We start from the raw sequence: 16,047 nt of genomic DNA on the forward strand, positions 1-16,047 counted from the left end.
GCGAAACCTCGCGCGCCGAGGGTGGAGCCACCGACGAGCCCCTCAGGAGCAGCGCCATGACCATGACCAGCCACTCGCGCAGCAACCCGCGCAGCGACGCCGCCGCCGGGTCGGTGCCCGCGCGCCGCACCGGACGCTGGATCGAGGACTGGCGCCCCGAGGAGGAGGCGTTCTGGGAGGAGACCGGTCGTCCCGTGGCCCGGCGCAACCTGCTGTGGTCGATCTTCGCCGAGCACCTCGGCTTCTCGGTGTGGCTGATCTGGAGCGTCAGCTCGGCCTTCCTGGTGGCCCAGGGCTTCTCCTTCACCCCGCAGCAGCTCTTCGTGCTGGTGGCGCTGCCCAACCTCGTCGGCTCGCTGCTGCGCCTGCCCTACACCTTCGCGGTGCCGAGGTTCGGCGGGCGTAACTGGACGATGGTGAGCGCGGCGCTGCTGCTGGTGCCGACGCTGCTCTTCGCCTGGGCGGTGCAGGACCCGGGCACGCCCTACTGGGCCTTCTGCCTCATCGCCGCGACCGCCGGTCTCGGGGGCGGCAACTTCGCCAGCTCGATGGCCAACATCAACTTCTTCTACCCCGCGGCCAAGAAGGGCGCGGCGCTCGGCCTCAACGCCGCCGGCGGCAACCTCGGCGTCTCGCTGATCCAGCTCTTCCTGCCCGTGATCGTCGGCGGCGCCGGCATCTTCGGCCTGGTCAAGGCCAGCGAAGGCGGCATCCACCTCGAGCGCGCCGCCTGGGTCTACGCCGGGCTCGCCGTGGTGGCGACGTTCGCGGCCTGGCGCTGGATGGACAACCTGGCCACCGCGACCTCCCGCCCGCGCGAGCAAATGCAGGTCGTGCGCAAGCCGCACACGTGGATCATGGCCTTCCTCTACATCGGCACCTTCGGCTCCTTCATCGGCTACTCCGCGGCCATGCCGCTGCTCATCAAGCTCACCTTCTGGGTGCCGGAGCCGACCCCGCTCGGCACGGGCATCTACTTCGCCTACTTCGCCTTCCTCGGCGCCCTGGTGGGCTCCGCGACCCGCCCGCTCGGCGGGTGGCTGGCCGACCGCTTCGGCGGCGCCCGGGTCACCCTGGCCGCCTTCGGCGCCATGATCGTCTCCACCCTGGCGGTGCTGTGGACCCTCACGCGGCTGACCCCCAACCCAACCGCCGACCCGGCGATCGCCACCGACAACCAGTCGTGGTTCCCCTTCTTCCTCGGCTTCTTCCTCTGCGTCTTCGCCGCCACCGGCATCGGCAACGGCTCGACCTACAAGATGATCCCCGCCATCTGGCGCACCGAGGCCGAGCGCACCAGCGAGGCCGGCACCCCCGCCCGCAGCGCCGCGCTGCTGCTGGCCACCAAGCAGGCCTCGGCCGCCATCGGCGTCATCGGCGCGGTGGGCGCGATCGGCGGCTTCCTCATCCCGATCGCCTTCAGCTCGCCGTGGGTCGGGGACCCGCTCTCGGCCACGAAGGGCGCCTTCGTCGCCTTCACCGCCTTCTACGCCGTGTGCGCCCTGGTCACCTGGGCGGTCTACCTGCGCCGGCCCTCCGCGGCCGCCGCCGCCAGGCCCGGCACCATGGCGGGCGCGGGCATCTGACGTGAGCACCCCTCCCGCCGGCCCGGCCACGGGCACCCGCACCCACTGCCCCTACTGCTCCCTGCAGTGCGGCATGACCCTGGAGCGCTCCGGTCGCACCCTGCAGGTGCAGCCGTGGACCGACTTCCCGGTCAACGAGGGCGCGCTGTGCCGCAAGGGCTGGACCGCGACCGGGCTGCGCGGCCACCGCGAGCGGCTGACCAGCCCGCTCGTGCGCGACGGTGCCACCGGCGAGCTGCGCACCGCGTCGTGGGACGAGGCGCTCGACCTGGTCGCGACCCGGATGCGGGCGCTCCAGGCCGAGAGCGGGCCCGACGCGGTCGCGGTCTTCGGCGGCGGGGGGCTCACCAACGAGAAGGCCTACCAGCTGGGCAAGCTGGCCCGGGTGGCGCTCGGCACCAGCCAGATCGACTACAACGGCCGCTGGTGCATGAGCTCCGCGGCCTCCGCGGCCAACCAGGCCCTCGGGCTCGACCGCGGGCTGCCCTTCCCGCTGGCCGACCTCGAGCGCACCGACCTGGTCGTGCTCGTGGGCTCCAACCTCGCCGAGACCATGCCCCCGGCCGCCCGCCACCTCGACCGGCTGCGCGAGCGCGGCGGCCGCGTCGTCGTGCTCGACCCGCGCCGCACCGCCACCGCGCAGCGCGCCGACCTCGTGCTCCAGCCGCTGCCGGGCACCGACCTGGCCGTCGCGCTGGGCCTGCTCCACCTGCTCGACGGCGCCGGCGCGGTCGACGAGGAGTACGTCGCGACCCGCACCACCGGCTTCGAGGACGTCCGCCGCTCGGTCGCCGGCTGGTGGCCCGAGCGCGTCGAGCGGGTCTCCGGCGTCGCCGCCGAGGACCTGCGCGCGCTGGCCGGGCTGCTCGCCGACGCCGAGCGGGCCGTCGTGCTCACCGCCCGGGGCGCCGAGCAGCACGCCCAGGGCACCGACACCGTGCTGGCCTGGATCAACGTCGCCCTCGCCCTCGGGCTGCCCGGGCGCGACGCCTCGGGCTGGGGCTGCCTCACCGGCCAGGGCAACGGCCAGGGCGGGCGCGAGCACGGCCAGAAGGCCGACCAGCTGCCCGGCTACCGGATGATCGACGACCCCGCGGCCCGCGCCCACGTCGCCGGCGTCTGGGGCGTGCCGCCCGAGACCCTGCCCGGGCCGGGGCGCTCGGCGTACGAGCTGCTGGAGGCGCTGGGCACCGAGGGCGGCCCGCGGGCGCTGCTGGTCACCGGCAGCAATCCGGTCGTCTCGGCGCCGAACGCCGACCACGTGACCGAGCGCCTCGACGCCCTCGACCTGCTGGTGGTGTTCGACCTCGTGCTCTCGGAGACCGCGGCCCGCGCCGACGTCGTGCTGCCCGTGGCCCAGTGGGCCGAGGAGACCGGCACCATGACCAACCTCGAGGGCCGGGTCGTGCTGCGCCAGCGCGCGGTGGCCCCGCCCGCCGGGGTGCGCGACGAGCTGGAGCTGCTCGCCGACCTCGCGGCCCGCCTGGGCTCCCCGGTGCCCTTCGGCACCGGCGCCGCCGAGGTCTTCGCCGAGCTCGGCCGCGCCTCGGCCGGCGGTCGCGCCGACTACTCCGGGATCACCCACGAGCGGGTCCGCGCCGAGCACGGCGTCTTCTGGCCCTGCCCCGCCGTGCCCGAGGGTCGTGCGCCCCACCCGGGCACGCCGCGCCTGTTCGCCGAGCGCTTCGCCACCCCCGACGGCCGCGCGCGCTGTCGCGTCGTGGAGCACCGCGGCCCCGTCGAGCAGCCCGACGCCGCCTTCCCGCTGCACCTGACCACCGGGCGGGTGCTCGCGCAGTACCAGTCCGGCGCCCAGACCCGCCGGATCCGCGACCTGCCCGACACCGGGCCCTTCGTCGAGCTGCACCCCCTGCTGGCCGCCCGGATCGGTGCCGCCGACGGCGAGCCGGTCGTGGTCACCACCCGTCGCGGGTCGCTGCGCGCGCCGGCGCGCGTGGTCGACTCCATCCGCCCCGACACCGTCTTCGTGCCCTTCCACTGGGTCGGCGCCAACCGGCTCACCCACGACGCGCTCGACCCCTCCAGCCGGATGCCGGAGTTCAAGGCGTGCGCCGCAGCGGTGGGGCTCGCCGCGTCACCGGACCCCACGCCGGACCTCTCGTCCGCCCAGGCGCCCGCGCGGGAGCAGGTCGCCGCCGCGGGGGTGCCCGCATGAGCGCCCGCGTCGTGGTGGTCGGGTCGGGCATGGCCGCGACCCGGCTGGTCGAGGAGCTGCTCGCCCGCGACACCGGCGCGCGGATCACCGTGCTCGGCGACGAGCCCCACGCGCCCTACAACCGGATCCTGCTCTCCGCGCTGCTCGAGGGCATCCACCGCGCCGACGCGCTCACCCTGCGCGGCCTGGAGTGGTACGCCGACCGGGGCGTCGACCTCCGCACGGGCGCGCGGGTGCTCGAGGTCGACCGCGACGCCCGCGAGGTCGGCCTCGTCGACGGCACCCGCCTCGGCTACGACCGGCTGGTGCTGGCCACGGGCAGCATCCCCACGCTGCCGCCGGTGCGCGGGCTGGTCGGCATGGACGGACGCCTCGACGAGCGCGTGCACGCCTTCCGCAGCCTCGACGACGCCCTGCGGCTGAGTCGCGCCGCGGCGTCGGCGCGGCGCGCGGTCGTGGTCGGCGGCGGGCTGCTCGGCCTCCAGGTGGCCCGGGCCCTGGGCGTGCGCGGCCTCGACGTCGAGGTGGTCGAGGGCGGTGACCACCTGCTTCGCAGCCAGGTCGGCGCACCGGCGGGCGCGATCCTGGCCCGCGACCTGCGCCGGCTCGGCACGGCGGTCTACACCGGCACCCGCGCCGTGCGGCTGACCCCCGCGGGGCTCGTGCTCGACCACGGCTACACCCTCGGCACCGACCTCGTCGTGCTCACCGCCGGCGGCCGTCCCTCGGTCGCGCTGGCCCGGTCGGCCGGCCTCGCGGTGCGACGCGGGGTGGTCGTCGACGCGCGGCTGCGGACCAGCGACCCCCGCGTGCACGCGATCGGCGACTGCGCCCAGCGTGGCGATCGCACCACCGGCTTCGTCGCCCCCGCCTGGGAGCAGGCCGGCGTGCTGGCCGAGGTGCTGGCCCACGAGCTGGCCGGTGACGTGGCCGGGGGAGCCGACCCCCGCCCGGGCCGCACGCTCCCGGCGTACGAGGGGTCGCGGACGGTGGCGCGGCTGCGCGCGACCGACCTCGACGTCGCGGTGCTCGGCGAGCCCGAGACCGCCGAGGGCGAGGTCGTGGAGCTGACCAACCCCGTGGCGGGCTCGCACCGCCGCCTCGTCGTGCGCGACGGGGTGCTCGTGGCCGCGACCCTCGTCGGCGACCTGAGCCGGATCGGCCTGCTCACGCAGTACTACGACCGCGGCACGGTGCTCTCGCCGGGCGAGCCCGGCGCGCTGCTGCGCGGCGAGCGACCCGGCGCGGGTGCGACCCCGAGCGCGGCCTCCCTGCCCGACGACGCCGAGGTGTGCGCGTGCGCCGGCGTCAGCGCCGGGCGCGTGCGCGCCTGCGGCTCCCTCGAGCAGGTCCGCGACACCACCCGCGCCACCACCGGCTGCGGCGGCTGCGCGCCCGCCGTGCGACAGCTCCTCGCCACCCGACCCAGCACCACCCTGGAAGGAACCCGAGCATGATGGCTCACCACCGCAGGACCCTCGTGGTCGTCGGCCACGGCATGGTCGGCCACCGCTTCGTGCAGGCCGCCGTCGAGCGGGGCCTCACCGAGACCCACGACGTGGTCGTGGTCGGGGAGGAGCTGCGCGCCGCCTACGACCGCGTCGCGCTGACCTCCTTCTTCGAGCGCGGCGCCGAGGAGCTCTCGCTGCTCCCGACCGGGGAGTACGACGACCCCCGGGTGCGGCTGCTGCTCGGCACCACCGTCGAGTCGGTCGACACCGGTGCCCGCACGCTCGTGCTCGGCGGTGCCGCCGCGGGCGGGGAGCTGGCCTACGACGAGCTGGTGCTCGCCACCGGCGCCGCCCCCTTCGTGCCGCCGATCCCCGGCACCGACCTCGACGGCGTCTTCGTCTACCGCACCATCGAGGACCTCGAGGCGATCCGTGACGCGGCCGCCACCGCCCGCGTGGGCGCGGTCGTCGGCGGCGGGCTGCTCGGGCTGGAGGCGGCCAACGCCCTGGCGCAGCTGGGCCTGGAGACCCACGTGGTGGAGATGGCGCCGCGGCTCATGGCCGTGCAGGTCGACGACGCCGGTGGCGCGGTACTGACCCGCCACGTCGAGGGCCTGGGGCTGGGCGTGCACACCGGCGCGACGACCACCGAGGTGCTCGGCCAGGACGGCCGTGTGGTCGGCCTCGGGCTGCGCGACCGCGAGCCGCTGCCGGCCGAGGTCGTGGTCTTCTCGGCCGGGATCCGCCCGCGCGACGCCCTGGCCCGTGCGGCCGGTCTCGACGTCGCCGAGCGCGGCGGCGTGCTGGTCGACGAGCGGTGCCGCACCTCCGACCCCCACGTGTGGGCGGTGGGGGAGTGCGCGGCCCCGGCGGGACGGATGTACGGCCTGGTCGCGCCCGGCTACGCGATGGCCGAGGTCGTCGTCGACGCCCTGCTGGGCGGCCCGGGCGCCTTCACCGGCGCCGACATGTCGACCAAGCTCAAGCTGATGGGCGTCGACGTGGCCTCCTTCGGCGACGCCTTCGCGACCACCGAGGGCGCCCTCGAGCTGGTCTACGCCGACGCCGTGGCCGGGGTCTACAAGAAGCTCGTCGTCTCCGAGGACGGCCGGCGCCTGCTCGGCGGGGTGCTCGTGGGCGACGCCAGCGCCTACGGCGTGCTGCGCCCGATGGTGGCCACCGCCACCAACCCGGGCATCGCGCTGCCCGACAACCCCGAGGACCTGATCCTTCCCAGCGGCCGCGGCGGCGCCGAGATCGGGCTGCCGCCCCAGGCGCAGGTCTGCTCCTGCAACGACGTCACCCGCGCGCAGATCGAGGAGGCGGTCGGCGAGGGCGGCTCGTGCGACAGCCCGTCGTGCGTCACCGCCTGCACCCGCGCCGGCGCGACCTGCGGGTCGTGCAAGCCGCTGGTCAAGAAGGTCGTGGAGGACTTCTTCGCAGCCCGGGGCCGCAGCGTCGACCGCAGCCTGTGCGAGCACTTCCCGCTCTCGCGCCAGGAGCTCTTCGAGGTGATCGCCGTGCACGGGCACACCCGCTTCGACGACGTCGTCGCCGCCCACGGCACGGGCCGCGGCTGCGACGTCTGCAAGCCCACGGTGGCCTCGATCCTGGCCAGCCTGCTCGGCGACCACGTGCTCGGCGCGGAGCGCCGCACGCTGCAGGACACCAACGACGCCTACCTCGCCAACATCCAGCGCAACGGCACCTACTCCGTCGTGCCCCGCATCCCCGGTGGCGAGATCACCCCGGAGAAGCTCATCGTGATCGGGGAGGTCGCCCGCGACTTCGGGCTCTACACCAAGATCACCGGGGGCCAGCGCATCGACCTCTTCGGCGCGCGCATGGAGCAGCTGCCGGCGATCTGGACCCGCCTGGTCGACGCCGGCTTCGAGTCCGGGCACGCCTACGGCAAGTCGCTGCGGACCGTGAAGTCCTGCGTGGGCTCGACCTGGTGCCGCTACGGCGTGCAGGACTCCACGACGCTGGCCATCATGCTCGAGGAGCGCTACCGGGGCCTGCGCTCCCCGCACAAGCTCAAGGGCGGGGTGAGCGGCTGCGCCCGCGAGTGCGCCGAGGCCCGGTCGAAGGACTTCGGCGTCATCGCCACCGAGAAGGGGTGGAACCTCTACGTCGCCGGCAACGGCGGCGCCACCCCCGTGCACGCCCGGCTGCTCGCGGGCGACCTCGACACCGAGACGCTGGTGCGCTACCTCGACCGCTTCCTCATGTACTACATCCGCACCGCCGACCGGCTCCAGCGCACCGCCCCCTGGGTCGACGCCCTCGACGGCGGCCTCGACCGGGTGCGCGAGGTCGTCGTCGACGACGTGCTCGGGCTCGGCAGCGAGCTCGAGGCGGCGATGGCCACCCACGTCGAGGGCTATTCCGACGAGTGGCGCGCCACCCTTGAGGACCCCGACAAGCTGGCCCGCTTCGTCTCCTTCGTCAACGCCCCCGACACCCCCGACCCCCACATCACCTTCCGCAGCGAGCGCGACCAGGTCGCCCCGGCCGACAGCGAGGGCCCGGTGCTGCTCGGCGCGAGCATCCCCGTGGGTCCGGGCGGCCCGGGCGGCCCGGGCAGCCCCGAGACGGTCGGGGCCGGCCGGTGAACGCGCCGGAGGCGACCTGGACGGCGGTCTGCCGCCTGGACCAGATCGAGGTCGAGGGCGGCGTGGCGGCGCTGGTCGGGGGCGCGGCGGTCGCGGTCTTCCGCACCCACGACGACACGGTGCACGCGCTGGGCAACTACGATCCCCTCGGGCGGGCCTCCGTGCTCGCCCGCGGCATCGTCGGCACGCGGGGGGAGGTCCCGTGCGTCGCGTCGCCGCTGCACAAGCAGGCCTACGACCTGCGCACCGGGCAGTGCCTCGACGACGCGGCCGTCCGGGTCCCGACGTACGACGTCAGGGTCGACCGCGGCGTGGTGCTGGTCGGCCCGCAGAGGGAGGGTCCGTGACACCCGAGCTGCCCGAGACACCCGAGCCACCGGAGCCGGCCGCGCCGCTGGCCGGCTACCGGATCGGCGTGACCGCCGCCCGCAAGGTCGACGAGCAGGTCGCGCTGCTGGAGCGTCGCGGCGCCCGCGTGGAGTGGGCCCCGGCGCTCTCGCTGGAGCCCAACCAGGTCGACGACGCCGAGCTGCGGGCCCAGACCGCCGAGGTGCTCTCCCGCCCCGTCGACGTCTTCCTGGCCACCACCGGCATCGGCATGAAGGCGTGGTTCGAGGCCGCCGAGGGCTGGGGCCTGCTCGACGAGCTGCTCGCCGCCCTGGGGTCCTCCGAGATCCTCGCCCGCGGCCCCAAGAGCGTGGGCGCGCTGCGGCGCCGCGGGCTGCGCGAGCTGTGGGCCCCGGAGTCGGAGTGCTTCGAGGACGTGCTCGAGCACCTGCGCGGGCGCGACCTTGCCGGGCGCCGCATCGTGGTGCAGGAGCACGGCCAGTCGCTGTCGATGGTCGCCCACGCGCTGCGTCGCCAGGGCGCCGACGTCACCACCGTGACCGTCTACCGCGTGCTGGCCGCCGACGACCCCGGCCCGATGTTCAAGATGGTCGACCTCATCGCCGACCGCGCCCTCGACGCCGTCACCTTCACCTCCGCGCCCGCCGTGGCCGCGCTCATGGAGGCCGCGGGCGTCGTGGGCCGGCGCGACGAGGTCGTCACCGCCTTTCAGGCCGACGTCGTGGCCTCCTGCGTCGGCCCGGTCACCTCCGCCGCCTTCGAGATGTGGGGCGTGCCGACGCTCTTCCCCGAGCGCTCGCGGCTGGTTGCGATGGTCAAGCAGCTCGAGACCGAGCTGCCCTCGCGCTCCTCGGGCCTGGCCGTCGACCTGGTCGGCGGGCGCCAGCTGCTGCTGCACGGCGACGGCGTGCTCCTCGACGGGGTCGAGGTCAGGCTCTCGCCGGCGCCGACCGCGGTGCTGCAGGCCCTGGTCGCCAACCCCGGCAACGTCGTCTCGCGCCAGGCGCTGCTGGCCATGCTGCCCAGCGGCACCGCCGGCTCCGAGCACGCCGTGGAGATGGCCGTGGCCCGCCTGCGCGCCGGCATCGGCACCAAGGCCGTGCAGACCGTGGTCAAGCGCGGCTACCGGCTGGCCGTGGGCTGACTGCGAGGCCTCCTCTCGCCGCCTGAGGGTGCTGGGCAGCGGCGGTCATGGTGCCGGCCTGACGCGACACGTCGATCGCCGCGACGAGGCCGTGATCAGCTGGACCGTCCCGGACGCGCCACGCGTCGTCGTGGCGCCGAGCCCGACCTGCTCGAGGCGGTCCGAGACGCGCGGGAGGCGCTGTCAGGGGACGCCGGCGCTCCGGGGTCCCCGGCCCGCTGGCTGGCCCGGCGATCGGCGCGTGACCGGCGCGGTGACCGGCCGGGGGATCGACCTGCTGACCGGCCCGCCGACCAGCCCGTGGGTCGGCCCGGTGGTCGGCGTCGGTGAGTGGCGGGAGACGACACCTGCGGCGGTCCTCGACCGGTCGTTCGCCGCCACTTCTCGGGCGGGCTGGCCGGGGACGTGACGCGGCCCCGCGTGGCGGGTCGGCAGGGCTCGCGGTGATCGATCGTGTGGGCACGCGCAGCAGGCGGTGGACCCGGGCGCGGCGGCAAGTGGCGGGAGACGACAGCTGCGGGGGTCCTCGACTGGTCATACGCCGCCACTTCTCGGGCGGGCCGGCCGGGACGTGACGCGGCCCCGCGTGGCGGGTCGGCAGCGCTCGCGGTGATCGATCGTGCGGGCACGCGCAGCAGGCGGTGGACCCGGGCGCGGCGGCAAGTGGCGGGAGACGACACCTGCGGCGGTCCTCGACCTGTCGTTCGCCGCCACTTCTCGGGCGGGCCGGCCGGGACGTGACGCGGCCCCGCGTGGCGGGTCGGCAGCGCTCGCGTTGACCGATCGTCGTGCGGAAGTGGCGGGAGACGACAGCTGCGGCGGTCCCCGACCGGTCGTGTGCCGCCACTTCTCGGCCGAGCCGGCCGGGGACGTGACGCGGCCCCGCGTGGCGGGTCGGCAGGGCTCGTGGTGACCGACCGTCCGGGGCCGGGTGCGCCCGAGACCCCCACCGACTGCTCGCACACCGACGGGTCACGACTCGACGATCCACAGGAGCGTCCCGGCTGCGAGGCGGGTGGCACCATGAGCGGCATGGACGCCCGCCTCGTGACCGTCGCCCACGGCACCCGCAAGGGCGGCGGCAACGAGATCGCCCGCCTGCTGACCGACGCCGCCGGCGAGGAGCTCGGCCTCGAGGCCGTCTGCTCCTACGTCGAGCTGTGCGAGCCGCTCTTCGAGGACGTCGTGGCGGCCTCGGCCACCCCGACGCTGGTCGTGCCGCTGCTGCTGTCGACCGGCTTCCACCTGCGCCAGGACCTGCCCCGCATGGCCCGCGCCGCCGGCGGTTCGCTGGTGCTCGGTCGCCCCTTCGGCCCGCACCGGCTGGTCGCGGCCGCGCAGCTGGAGCGGCTGCGTGAGGCGGGCGCGCGGCCGGAGGAGCGGCAGGTCGGGCGGCTCGTGCTCGTCGCCGCGGGCTCCTCGGACCCGCTGGCCACCCGCGACCTGACCCGGGCCGCCGAGCTGCTCGGCGAGGCCTGGTCCGAGGCGGCCGGCGCGGCCGGGGCGACCTCGCCCGTGGAGGTCGAGGTCGCCACCCTCACCGCGCTGGGCCGTCGCCCGGCCGAGGTCGTGCGGCCCGGCGACGTGGTGTCGCCGTACCTGCTCTCACCGGGGTTCTTCGCCGACCGGGCCGCCCGGGAGTGCCGCGAGGCCGGAGCCGCGCTGGTCGCCGACGTCATCGGACCCCACCCGCGGCTCGTCGAGCTGGTGGCCCGGCGCGCCCGCGCCCTGGCCCGCATCGAGCAGCCCGCCTAGCCCGACCCCCTCAGCCCCGGGGGTACGCCGACTCCTCGGGCGTGTGCAGCCGCACGAGGAAGGCGCCGGCGTGGGCGGGGCGCGAGGCCCGGGTGAGCAGGCTGGTGCCGACCATGACGCCCACCGCCAGCGGCACCGACCAGGCGGCCGGTTGCTCGAGCAGCACCGCCCGCCAGCCGGGGTCGACGTCGACGAGCAGCGTCACCAGCGCGGCGGTGCCGGAGCCGAGGCCGCCGACGACCAGACCGGCGACGGCGCCCGCGGCGGTGAGGCCGGGCCACCAGATGCCGAGCACGAGCAGCGGGCAGAAGGTCGAGGCGGCCACCGCGAAGGCCAGGCCCACGGTGGAGGCGACGCCGACCTCGGGGCCGAGCAGGGCCACGGCGCAGGGCACGGTGACGGCGACGACGGCCGCCACCCGGAAGGCGGTGACCCCGTCGAGGCGGCGCCCGCCCCAGGCCCGTCCGGTGACGTCCTGGCTGAGCACGCCGGCCACCGCGATCGACAGCCCCGACGAGGTGGACAGGAAGGCCGCGAACGCCCCCGCCACCACCAGGCCGGTCAGCACGTCGCCGCCGAGGCCCGGCAGCACGATCCGCGGCAGCTCGAGCACCAGCGCGTCGGAGCGGCCCGCGGCGGCCAGCGCCGGGGCGTAGGCCCGGCCCAGGGCGCCGTACACCGGCGGGACGAGGTAGAAGGCGCTGAGCAGCACGAGCACGACCAGCGTCGTGCGGCGCGCGGCGCGGCCGTCGGGGTTGGTGTAGAAGCGCACCACCACGTGGGGCAGGCCCATCGTGCCGAGGAAGGTGGCCACGATGAGGGAGTAGGTGACGTAGAGGCCCTGCCCGCCGCCCTCGGCCAGCGGCTGCGACCACGACACCAGGTCGGGGAAGGCCGGGCCCGCCCCGGCGTCCGCCCCGGCGGCACCGCCGGAGGAGCCGCCCGTGGGCCGGCCGTCGCCGAGCCACACCACGACGAGCACGGCCGCGGGCACGAGCAGGGCGGTGAGCTTGAGCCAGTACTGGAAGGCCTGCACGAAGGTGATCGAGCGCATGCCGCCCGAGGAGACGTTGACCAGCACGACCGCGCCGACGATGACCGGGCCCACCCAGCCCGGGGCGCCGACCGCGGAGGTCAGCGTGAGCCCGGCGCCCTGGAACTGCGGCAGCAGGTAGAGCCAGCCGATCACGACCACCAGCAGCGAGCAGGTCGAGCGCACCCGCCGCGAGCCGAGCCGGGCCTCGGCGAAGTCGGGCAGCGTGTAGGCCCCCGAGCGGCGCAGGGGGGCGGCGACGAGCACGAGCAGCACCAGGTAGCCCGCGGTCCAGCCGACGGGGTACCAGAGCATGTCGGCGCCGAAGGTCAGCAGCAGCCCGGCCACCCCCAGGAAGGAGGCGGCCGAGAGGTACTCCCCGCCGATGGCCGAGGCGTTGAGCCCCGGGCGCACGGTGCGCGAGGCCACGAAGAAGTCGCTGGTCGTGCGGGAGAAGCGCAGCCCCCAGGTGCCGATGGCCAGGGTCGCCACCGTCACCAGGACGATCGCGACGATGCCGGGTGCGGCGTTCACCGCGGGCCCCCCTCGGGCCCGTCCCGGGCCGGGTCGGGCGACGCGGTGCCGCGCACGAGGTCGCCGTAGGCCACCTCGTTGCGCTCGGCGCGGCGCACGTAGAGCCAGGCGAGCCCCACGAGGAACGGGTAGGCCGCCACGCCGAGCAGCAACCACGGCAGGGGCACGCCCAGCCAGCTGCGGTGGCCCAGCGAGGGCGCCAGGTGGAAGAGCAGCGGCAGCGACCCGAGCACCCCGACGAGCACCAGCAGGGTGCGCGCGGCCAGCCACAGCTGCTCGCGCAGCAGCGAGCGGAGGTACAGCCCGGCCAGCCGCTCGTCGGGCCCGGGGTCGCGGCGGGCGCGCTCCGCCCCGCCCGTCGTACGCCGCCGCGGCGGCCCGGTGACCCGCACCCGCGGCGGGCGGGCCTCGCTCACGAGCCGGCCCGTCGCAGCAGCAGGTCGCGCAGCTCGCGGGTGTGGCGCCGGCTGACCACCAGCTCGGGACCCTCGGCGCCACCGTCGGCGGGGCCGACCCGCACGGTGCAGCGGCCGGCCTCGGTGCGGACCTCGGCCACGTGGGCCAGCGCCACCAGCAGCGAGCGGTGGATGCGCACGAAGCCGGCCTCGGCCCACTCCTCCTCCAGCGTCGACAGCGGGGTCCGCACGAGGTGGGAGCCGCCCGCGGTGGTGTGCAGGCGTGCGTAGTCGCCCTGGGCCTCGACGTGGGTGATCTCGGAGCGGGCCACGAAGCGGGTGACCCCGCCCAGCTCGACCGGCACCTGCAGGTCGGCGACGGCCCCGGTGCGGTCGGCGCCGTCCACGACGCGGCGCACGGCCTCGGCGAGGCGCTCGGCGCGCACGGGCTTGAGCACGTAGTCGACCGCGCGCAGGTCGAAGGCGTCGACGGCGTGGGCCTCGTGGGCGGTGACGAAGACGACGGGCGGTGGGGTGCGGAAGCGGCCGAGCACCTGCGCGAGCTCCAGGCCGGTGAGGCCGGGCATCTGGATGTCGAGGAAGACCGCGTCGACCTCGGTCTCCTGCAGCACCTTCAGCCCGGCGGTGGCGGAGTCGCGGGTCAGCACCTCCCCGACGCGGGGGTCGCGCTCGAGGAGGTAGCGCAGCTCGTCGAGCGCGGGCCGCTCGTCGTCGACCACCAGCACCCGTGCCAGCACCGGGGCGGTGCCCTGGCCCGTGACCTGGCCGGTCACCGGACGTGCACCCCGGGGGCGAACTTCGGCACCCGCACGGTGACCTTGGTGCCGGCGCCGGCGGCGGTCTCGACGACCAGGCCGTGGTCGTCGCCGTAGACCGCGCGCAGCCGGCCGTCGACGTTGCCCAGGCCCACCGAGTCGAGGCTGCCGTCGCCGGCCAGGGCCCGCCGCACCCGGGCGGGGTCCTCGCCGACGCCGTCGTCCTCCACCTCGATGACGCACTCCTGGCCGCGGTCGAGGGCCACGATGCTGATGTGACCGCCGCCCTCGCGGCCCTCGAGGCCGTGACGCACGGCGTTCTCGACCAGCGGCTGGATGCACAGGAACGGCACGGCCACCGGCAGCACCTCGGGCGCGATGCGCAGGGTCACGCGCAGCCGGTCGCCGAAGCGGGCCTGCTCGAGCAGCAGGTAGCGCTCGACCGAGCGCAGCTCCTCGGCCAGCGTCGTGAACTCCCCGTGGCGGCGGAAGGAGTAGCGGGTGAAGTCGGCGAACTCCAGCAGCAGCTCGCGCGCCCGGTCGGGGTCGGTGCGCACGAAGCTGGCGATCGCACCGAGGGAGTTGTAGATGAAGTGGGGGCTGATCTGGGCCCGCAGCGCGCGCACCTCGGCCTCCATCAGCCGGGTGCGCGAGGCGTCGAGCTCGGCCAGCTCCAGCTGCCCCGAGACCCAGCGGGCGACCTCGTCGGTGGCCCGGGCCAGCCCGGCGGTGGGGTACGCCGTGAACGTCGCCAGCGTGCCGACCACCCGCTCCTCGACCAGCAGCGGGCTGACCACCGCGTTGCGCACCGGGCAGCCGGGCTGGTCGCAGGGCAGGTCGGAGCGCTCGAAGACCCGGGTGGCGACCCGCTCGACGGTCTCGGCCACCAGGGCCGGCAGCTGGCCCTGGTGGTGGGCGCCGCTGCCCTCCCAGGCCAGGACCTCGGCGGGCACGCCGGAGTCGGTGAGCGCGAGGGCGGGAGCGCCGAGCAGCGCGTGCAGGTGGCGGATGCTGCGCTCGGCGCTGGCGCGGTGCAGCCCCTCGCGCAGGGCGGGGCCGGCCAGCGACGCGGTGTGCAGGGTGCGGAAGGTCGTGCGGTCGGCGTCGGTGCCGAGGTGGCGCCGGCGTCGCAGCCTCACCGGAAGTCGAAGAGGAGCACGGTGTCTTCGTCGACCGTGACGGCCGAGTCGGGCGCCTTGGTCACGTCGGTCACGGCCGGGAAGCTCCCGGTGGTGACCACGAGGTGGCTCCCCGTGGCGTCGGGGGTGGCATCGGCGGTGGCGTGGTGGGTGGCGTGGTGGGTGGCGTCGGGCTCGGCGGGCCCGCCGGCGGCGGCGTCGGGGCCGGCGGTGCCGTGGTCGCCGGTCGGGGACGCGGCGTGGGCGGGCTCGTCGGCGACGACGACCCGGCGCTCGAGGACGCCGGCGCGGAAGCACTGCACGACGTAGGGCAGCTGCATGCCGTCCATGCCGCGGCCGTAGTCGTCGTAGAAGGCGAGCACCTGCGCGCGCAGCTCCTCGCGCCCGACGTCGTCGCGGGTGGCGACGTGGGAGCGGGAGAGGGCGAGGTCCTGCACCGTGCTGCGGTTGAGGGTCTGCCAGGAGCGGAAGGCGCGGTCCTCGACGAAGCCGAAGAGCGGGGAGTGCACGAGCGCCCGGTGGGACTCCCCGCGCTGCCCGCCGCCGAGCAGGCGGCCCAGCCGGCGCACCCACGGGATGCGCTCGTCGCGCTCGTTCCACACCAGGGCCAGGTGGCCGCCGGGGCGCAGCACCCGGGCGATCTCGGGCAGGGCGACGTCGGGGTCGAGCCAGTGGAAGGCCTGGGCGCACACCACGACGTCGACCGAGGCGTCGGGCAGGGGGAGGTCCTCGGCCGGGGCGACGGCGGTGCGCACGTCGGGCAGGCGCCGCCCCAGCACGGCGAGCATCTCCGGGTCGGGGTCGGTGGCCAGCACGTCGTGACCGAGCGCGACCAGCTGCTCGGTGAGCTTGCCGGTGCCGGCGCCGACCTCGAGCACGGTCACCGGGTCGCCGGCGCCCAGGTCGGTGAGCCACGCGGCGGCCTCGCGGGGGTAGCCGGGCCGGCCGCGGTCGTAGGCGTCGGCGACCGTGCCGAAGGCCCGGGCGGGCGTGCGGTCCGGGTGCGGGGCTGCGGGGTGGTCGGCCATCGCAGCGACGATATCCCCTGCCGGCCCCTGGTGGCCCCCGCCGCCGTCCCCTGCGGCGCGGGCGGGC

12 protein-coding genes are annotated in these 16,047 nt (G+C 76.0%); 7 read left to right on the forward strand and 5 right to left on the reverse strand.

Features of this window, described 5'->3' with window-relative positions; genetic code table 11:
- The first annotated feature begins 56 nt into the window (after window positions 1-56).
- The 7 genes from ASF47_RS06380 to ASF47_RS06415 all read left to right on the forward strand — a co-directional run bounded on the left by ASF47_RS06380 (window position 57) and on the right by ASF47_RS06415 (window position 11,075).
- Entirely contained in the window at window positions 57-1,586 is a 1,530-nt protein-coding gene (locus ASF47_RS06380; protein ID WP_082500083.1) for an MFS transporter, read from the forward strand.
- Between the two features lies 1 nt (window position 1,587).
- Complete coding sequence (locus tag ASF47_RS06385; protein ID WP_268778308.1) at window positions 1,588-3,762, forward strand: molybdopterin oxidoreductase family protein; 2,175 nt, start codon at window positions 1,588-1,590, stop codon at window positions 3,760-3,762.
- Window positions 3,759-5,219: an FAD-dependent oxidoreductase gene (locus tag ASF47_RS06390; protein WP_056863180.1), complete on the forward strand. Its 1,461-nt coding sequence runs from the start codon at window positions 3,759-3,761 to the stop codon at window positions 5,217-5,219. Before ASF47_RS06385 ends, ASF47_RS06390 begins: the two co-directional genes overlap by 4 nt.
- Window positions 5,216-7,828: a nitrite reductase large subunit NirB gene (gene nirB / locus ASF47_RS06395; RefSeq protein ID WP_056863181.1), complete on the forward strand. Its 2,613-nt coding sequence runs from the start codon at window positions 5,216-5,218 to the stop codon at window positions 7,826-7,828. Before ASF47_RS06390 ends, nirB begins: the two co-directional genes overlap by 4 nt.
- Window positions 7,825-8,175, forward strand: a complete 351-nt coding sequence (gene nirD, locus ASF47_RS06400) for a nitrite reductase small subunit NirD (RefSeq protein WP_056863182.1) — start codon at window positions 7,825-7,827, stop codon at window positions 8,173-8,175. The genes nirB and nirD overlap by 4 nt, the downstream gene beginning before the upstream one ends.
- Window positions 8,172-9,320: a uroporphyrinogen-III synthase gene (locus ASF47_RS06405; RefSeq protein ID WP_235558662.1), complete on the forward strand. Its 1,149-nt coding sequence runs from the start codon at window positions 8,172-8,174 to the stop codon at window positions 9,318-9,320. The genes nirD and ASF47_RS06405 overlap by 4 nt, the downstream gene beginning before the upstream one ends.
- 1,032 nt (window positions 9,321-10,352) lie before the next feature.
- Window positions 10,353-11,075 (forward strand): sirohydrochlorin chelatase, encoded by a 723-nt coding sequence (locus ASF47_RS06415; protein ID WP_056863184.1) that lies wholly within the window; start codon window positions 10,353-10,355, stop codon window positions 11,073-11,075.
- Between the two features lie 10 nt (window positions 11,076-11,085).
- Here ASF47_RS06415 and ASF47_RS06420 read toward each other — a convergent pair whose 3' ends face one another.
- From ASF47_RS06420 to ASF47_RS06440, 5 genes are read right to left on the reverse strand one after another with little or no spacing between them, the layout of a single operon-like run.
- Window positions 11,086-12,642 (reverse strand): sodium/solute symporter, encoded by a 1,557-nt coding sequence (locus ASF47_RS06420; protein WP_056863185.1) that lies wholly within the window; start codon window positions 12,640-12,642, stop codon window positions 11,086-11,088.
- The gene (locus ASF47_RS06425; protein ID WP_056863186.1) at window positions 12,639-13,058 is read right to left on the reverse strand and encodes a hypothetical protein; all 420 of its coding nucleotides are present in this window, start codon (window positions 13,056-13,058) and stop codon (window positions 12,639-12,641) included. Before ASF47_RS06425 ends, ASF47_RS06420 begins: the two co-directional genes overlap by 4 nt.
- Complete coding sequence (locus tag ASF47_RS06430; RefSeq protein ID WP_056863187.1) at window positions 13,055-13,831, reverse strand: LytR/AlgR family response regulator transcription factor; 777 nt, start codon at window positions 13,829-13,831, stop codon at window positions 13,055-13,057. Before ASF47_RS06430 ends, ASF47_RS06425 begins: the two co-directional genes overlap by 4 nt.
- On the reverse strand, window positions 13,828-14,952 hold the full coding sequence (locus ASF47_RS06435) for a sensor histidine kinase (protein ID WP_056863188.1): 1,125 nt from the start codon (window positions 14,950-14,952) through the stop codon (window positions 13,828-13,830). The genes ASF47_RS06430 and ASF47_RS06435 overlap by 4 nt, the downstream gene beginning before the upstream one ends.
- Complete coding sequence (locus ASF47_RS06440; protein ID WP_056863189.1) at window positions 14,949-15,980, reverse strand: class I SAM-dependent methyltransferase; 1,032 nt, start codon at window positions 15,978-15,980, stop codon at window positions 14,949-14,951. Before ASF47_RS06440 ends, ASF47_RS06435 begins: the two co-directional genes overlap by 4 nt.
- Window positions 15,981-16,047: the final 67 nt, after the last annotated feature.

The sequence above is a fragment of the Nocardioides sp. Leaf285 genome, from assembly GCF_001422955.1.
Lineage (GTDB): Bacteria > Actinomycetota > Actinomycetes > Propionibacteriales > Nocardioidaceae > Nocardioides > Nocardioides kribbensis.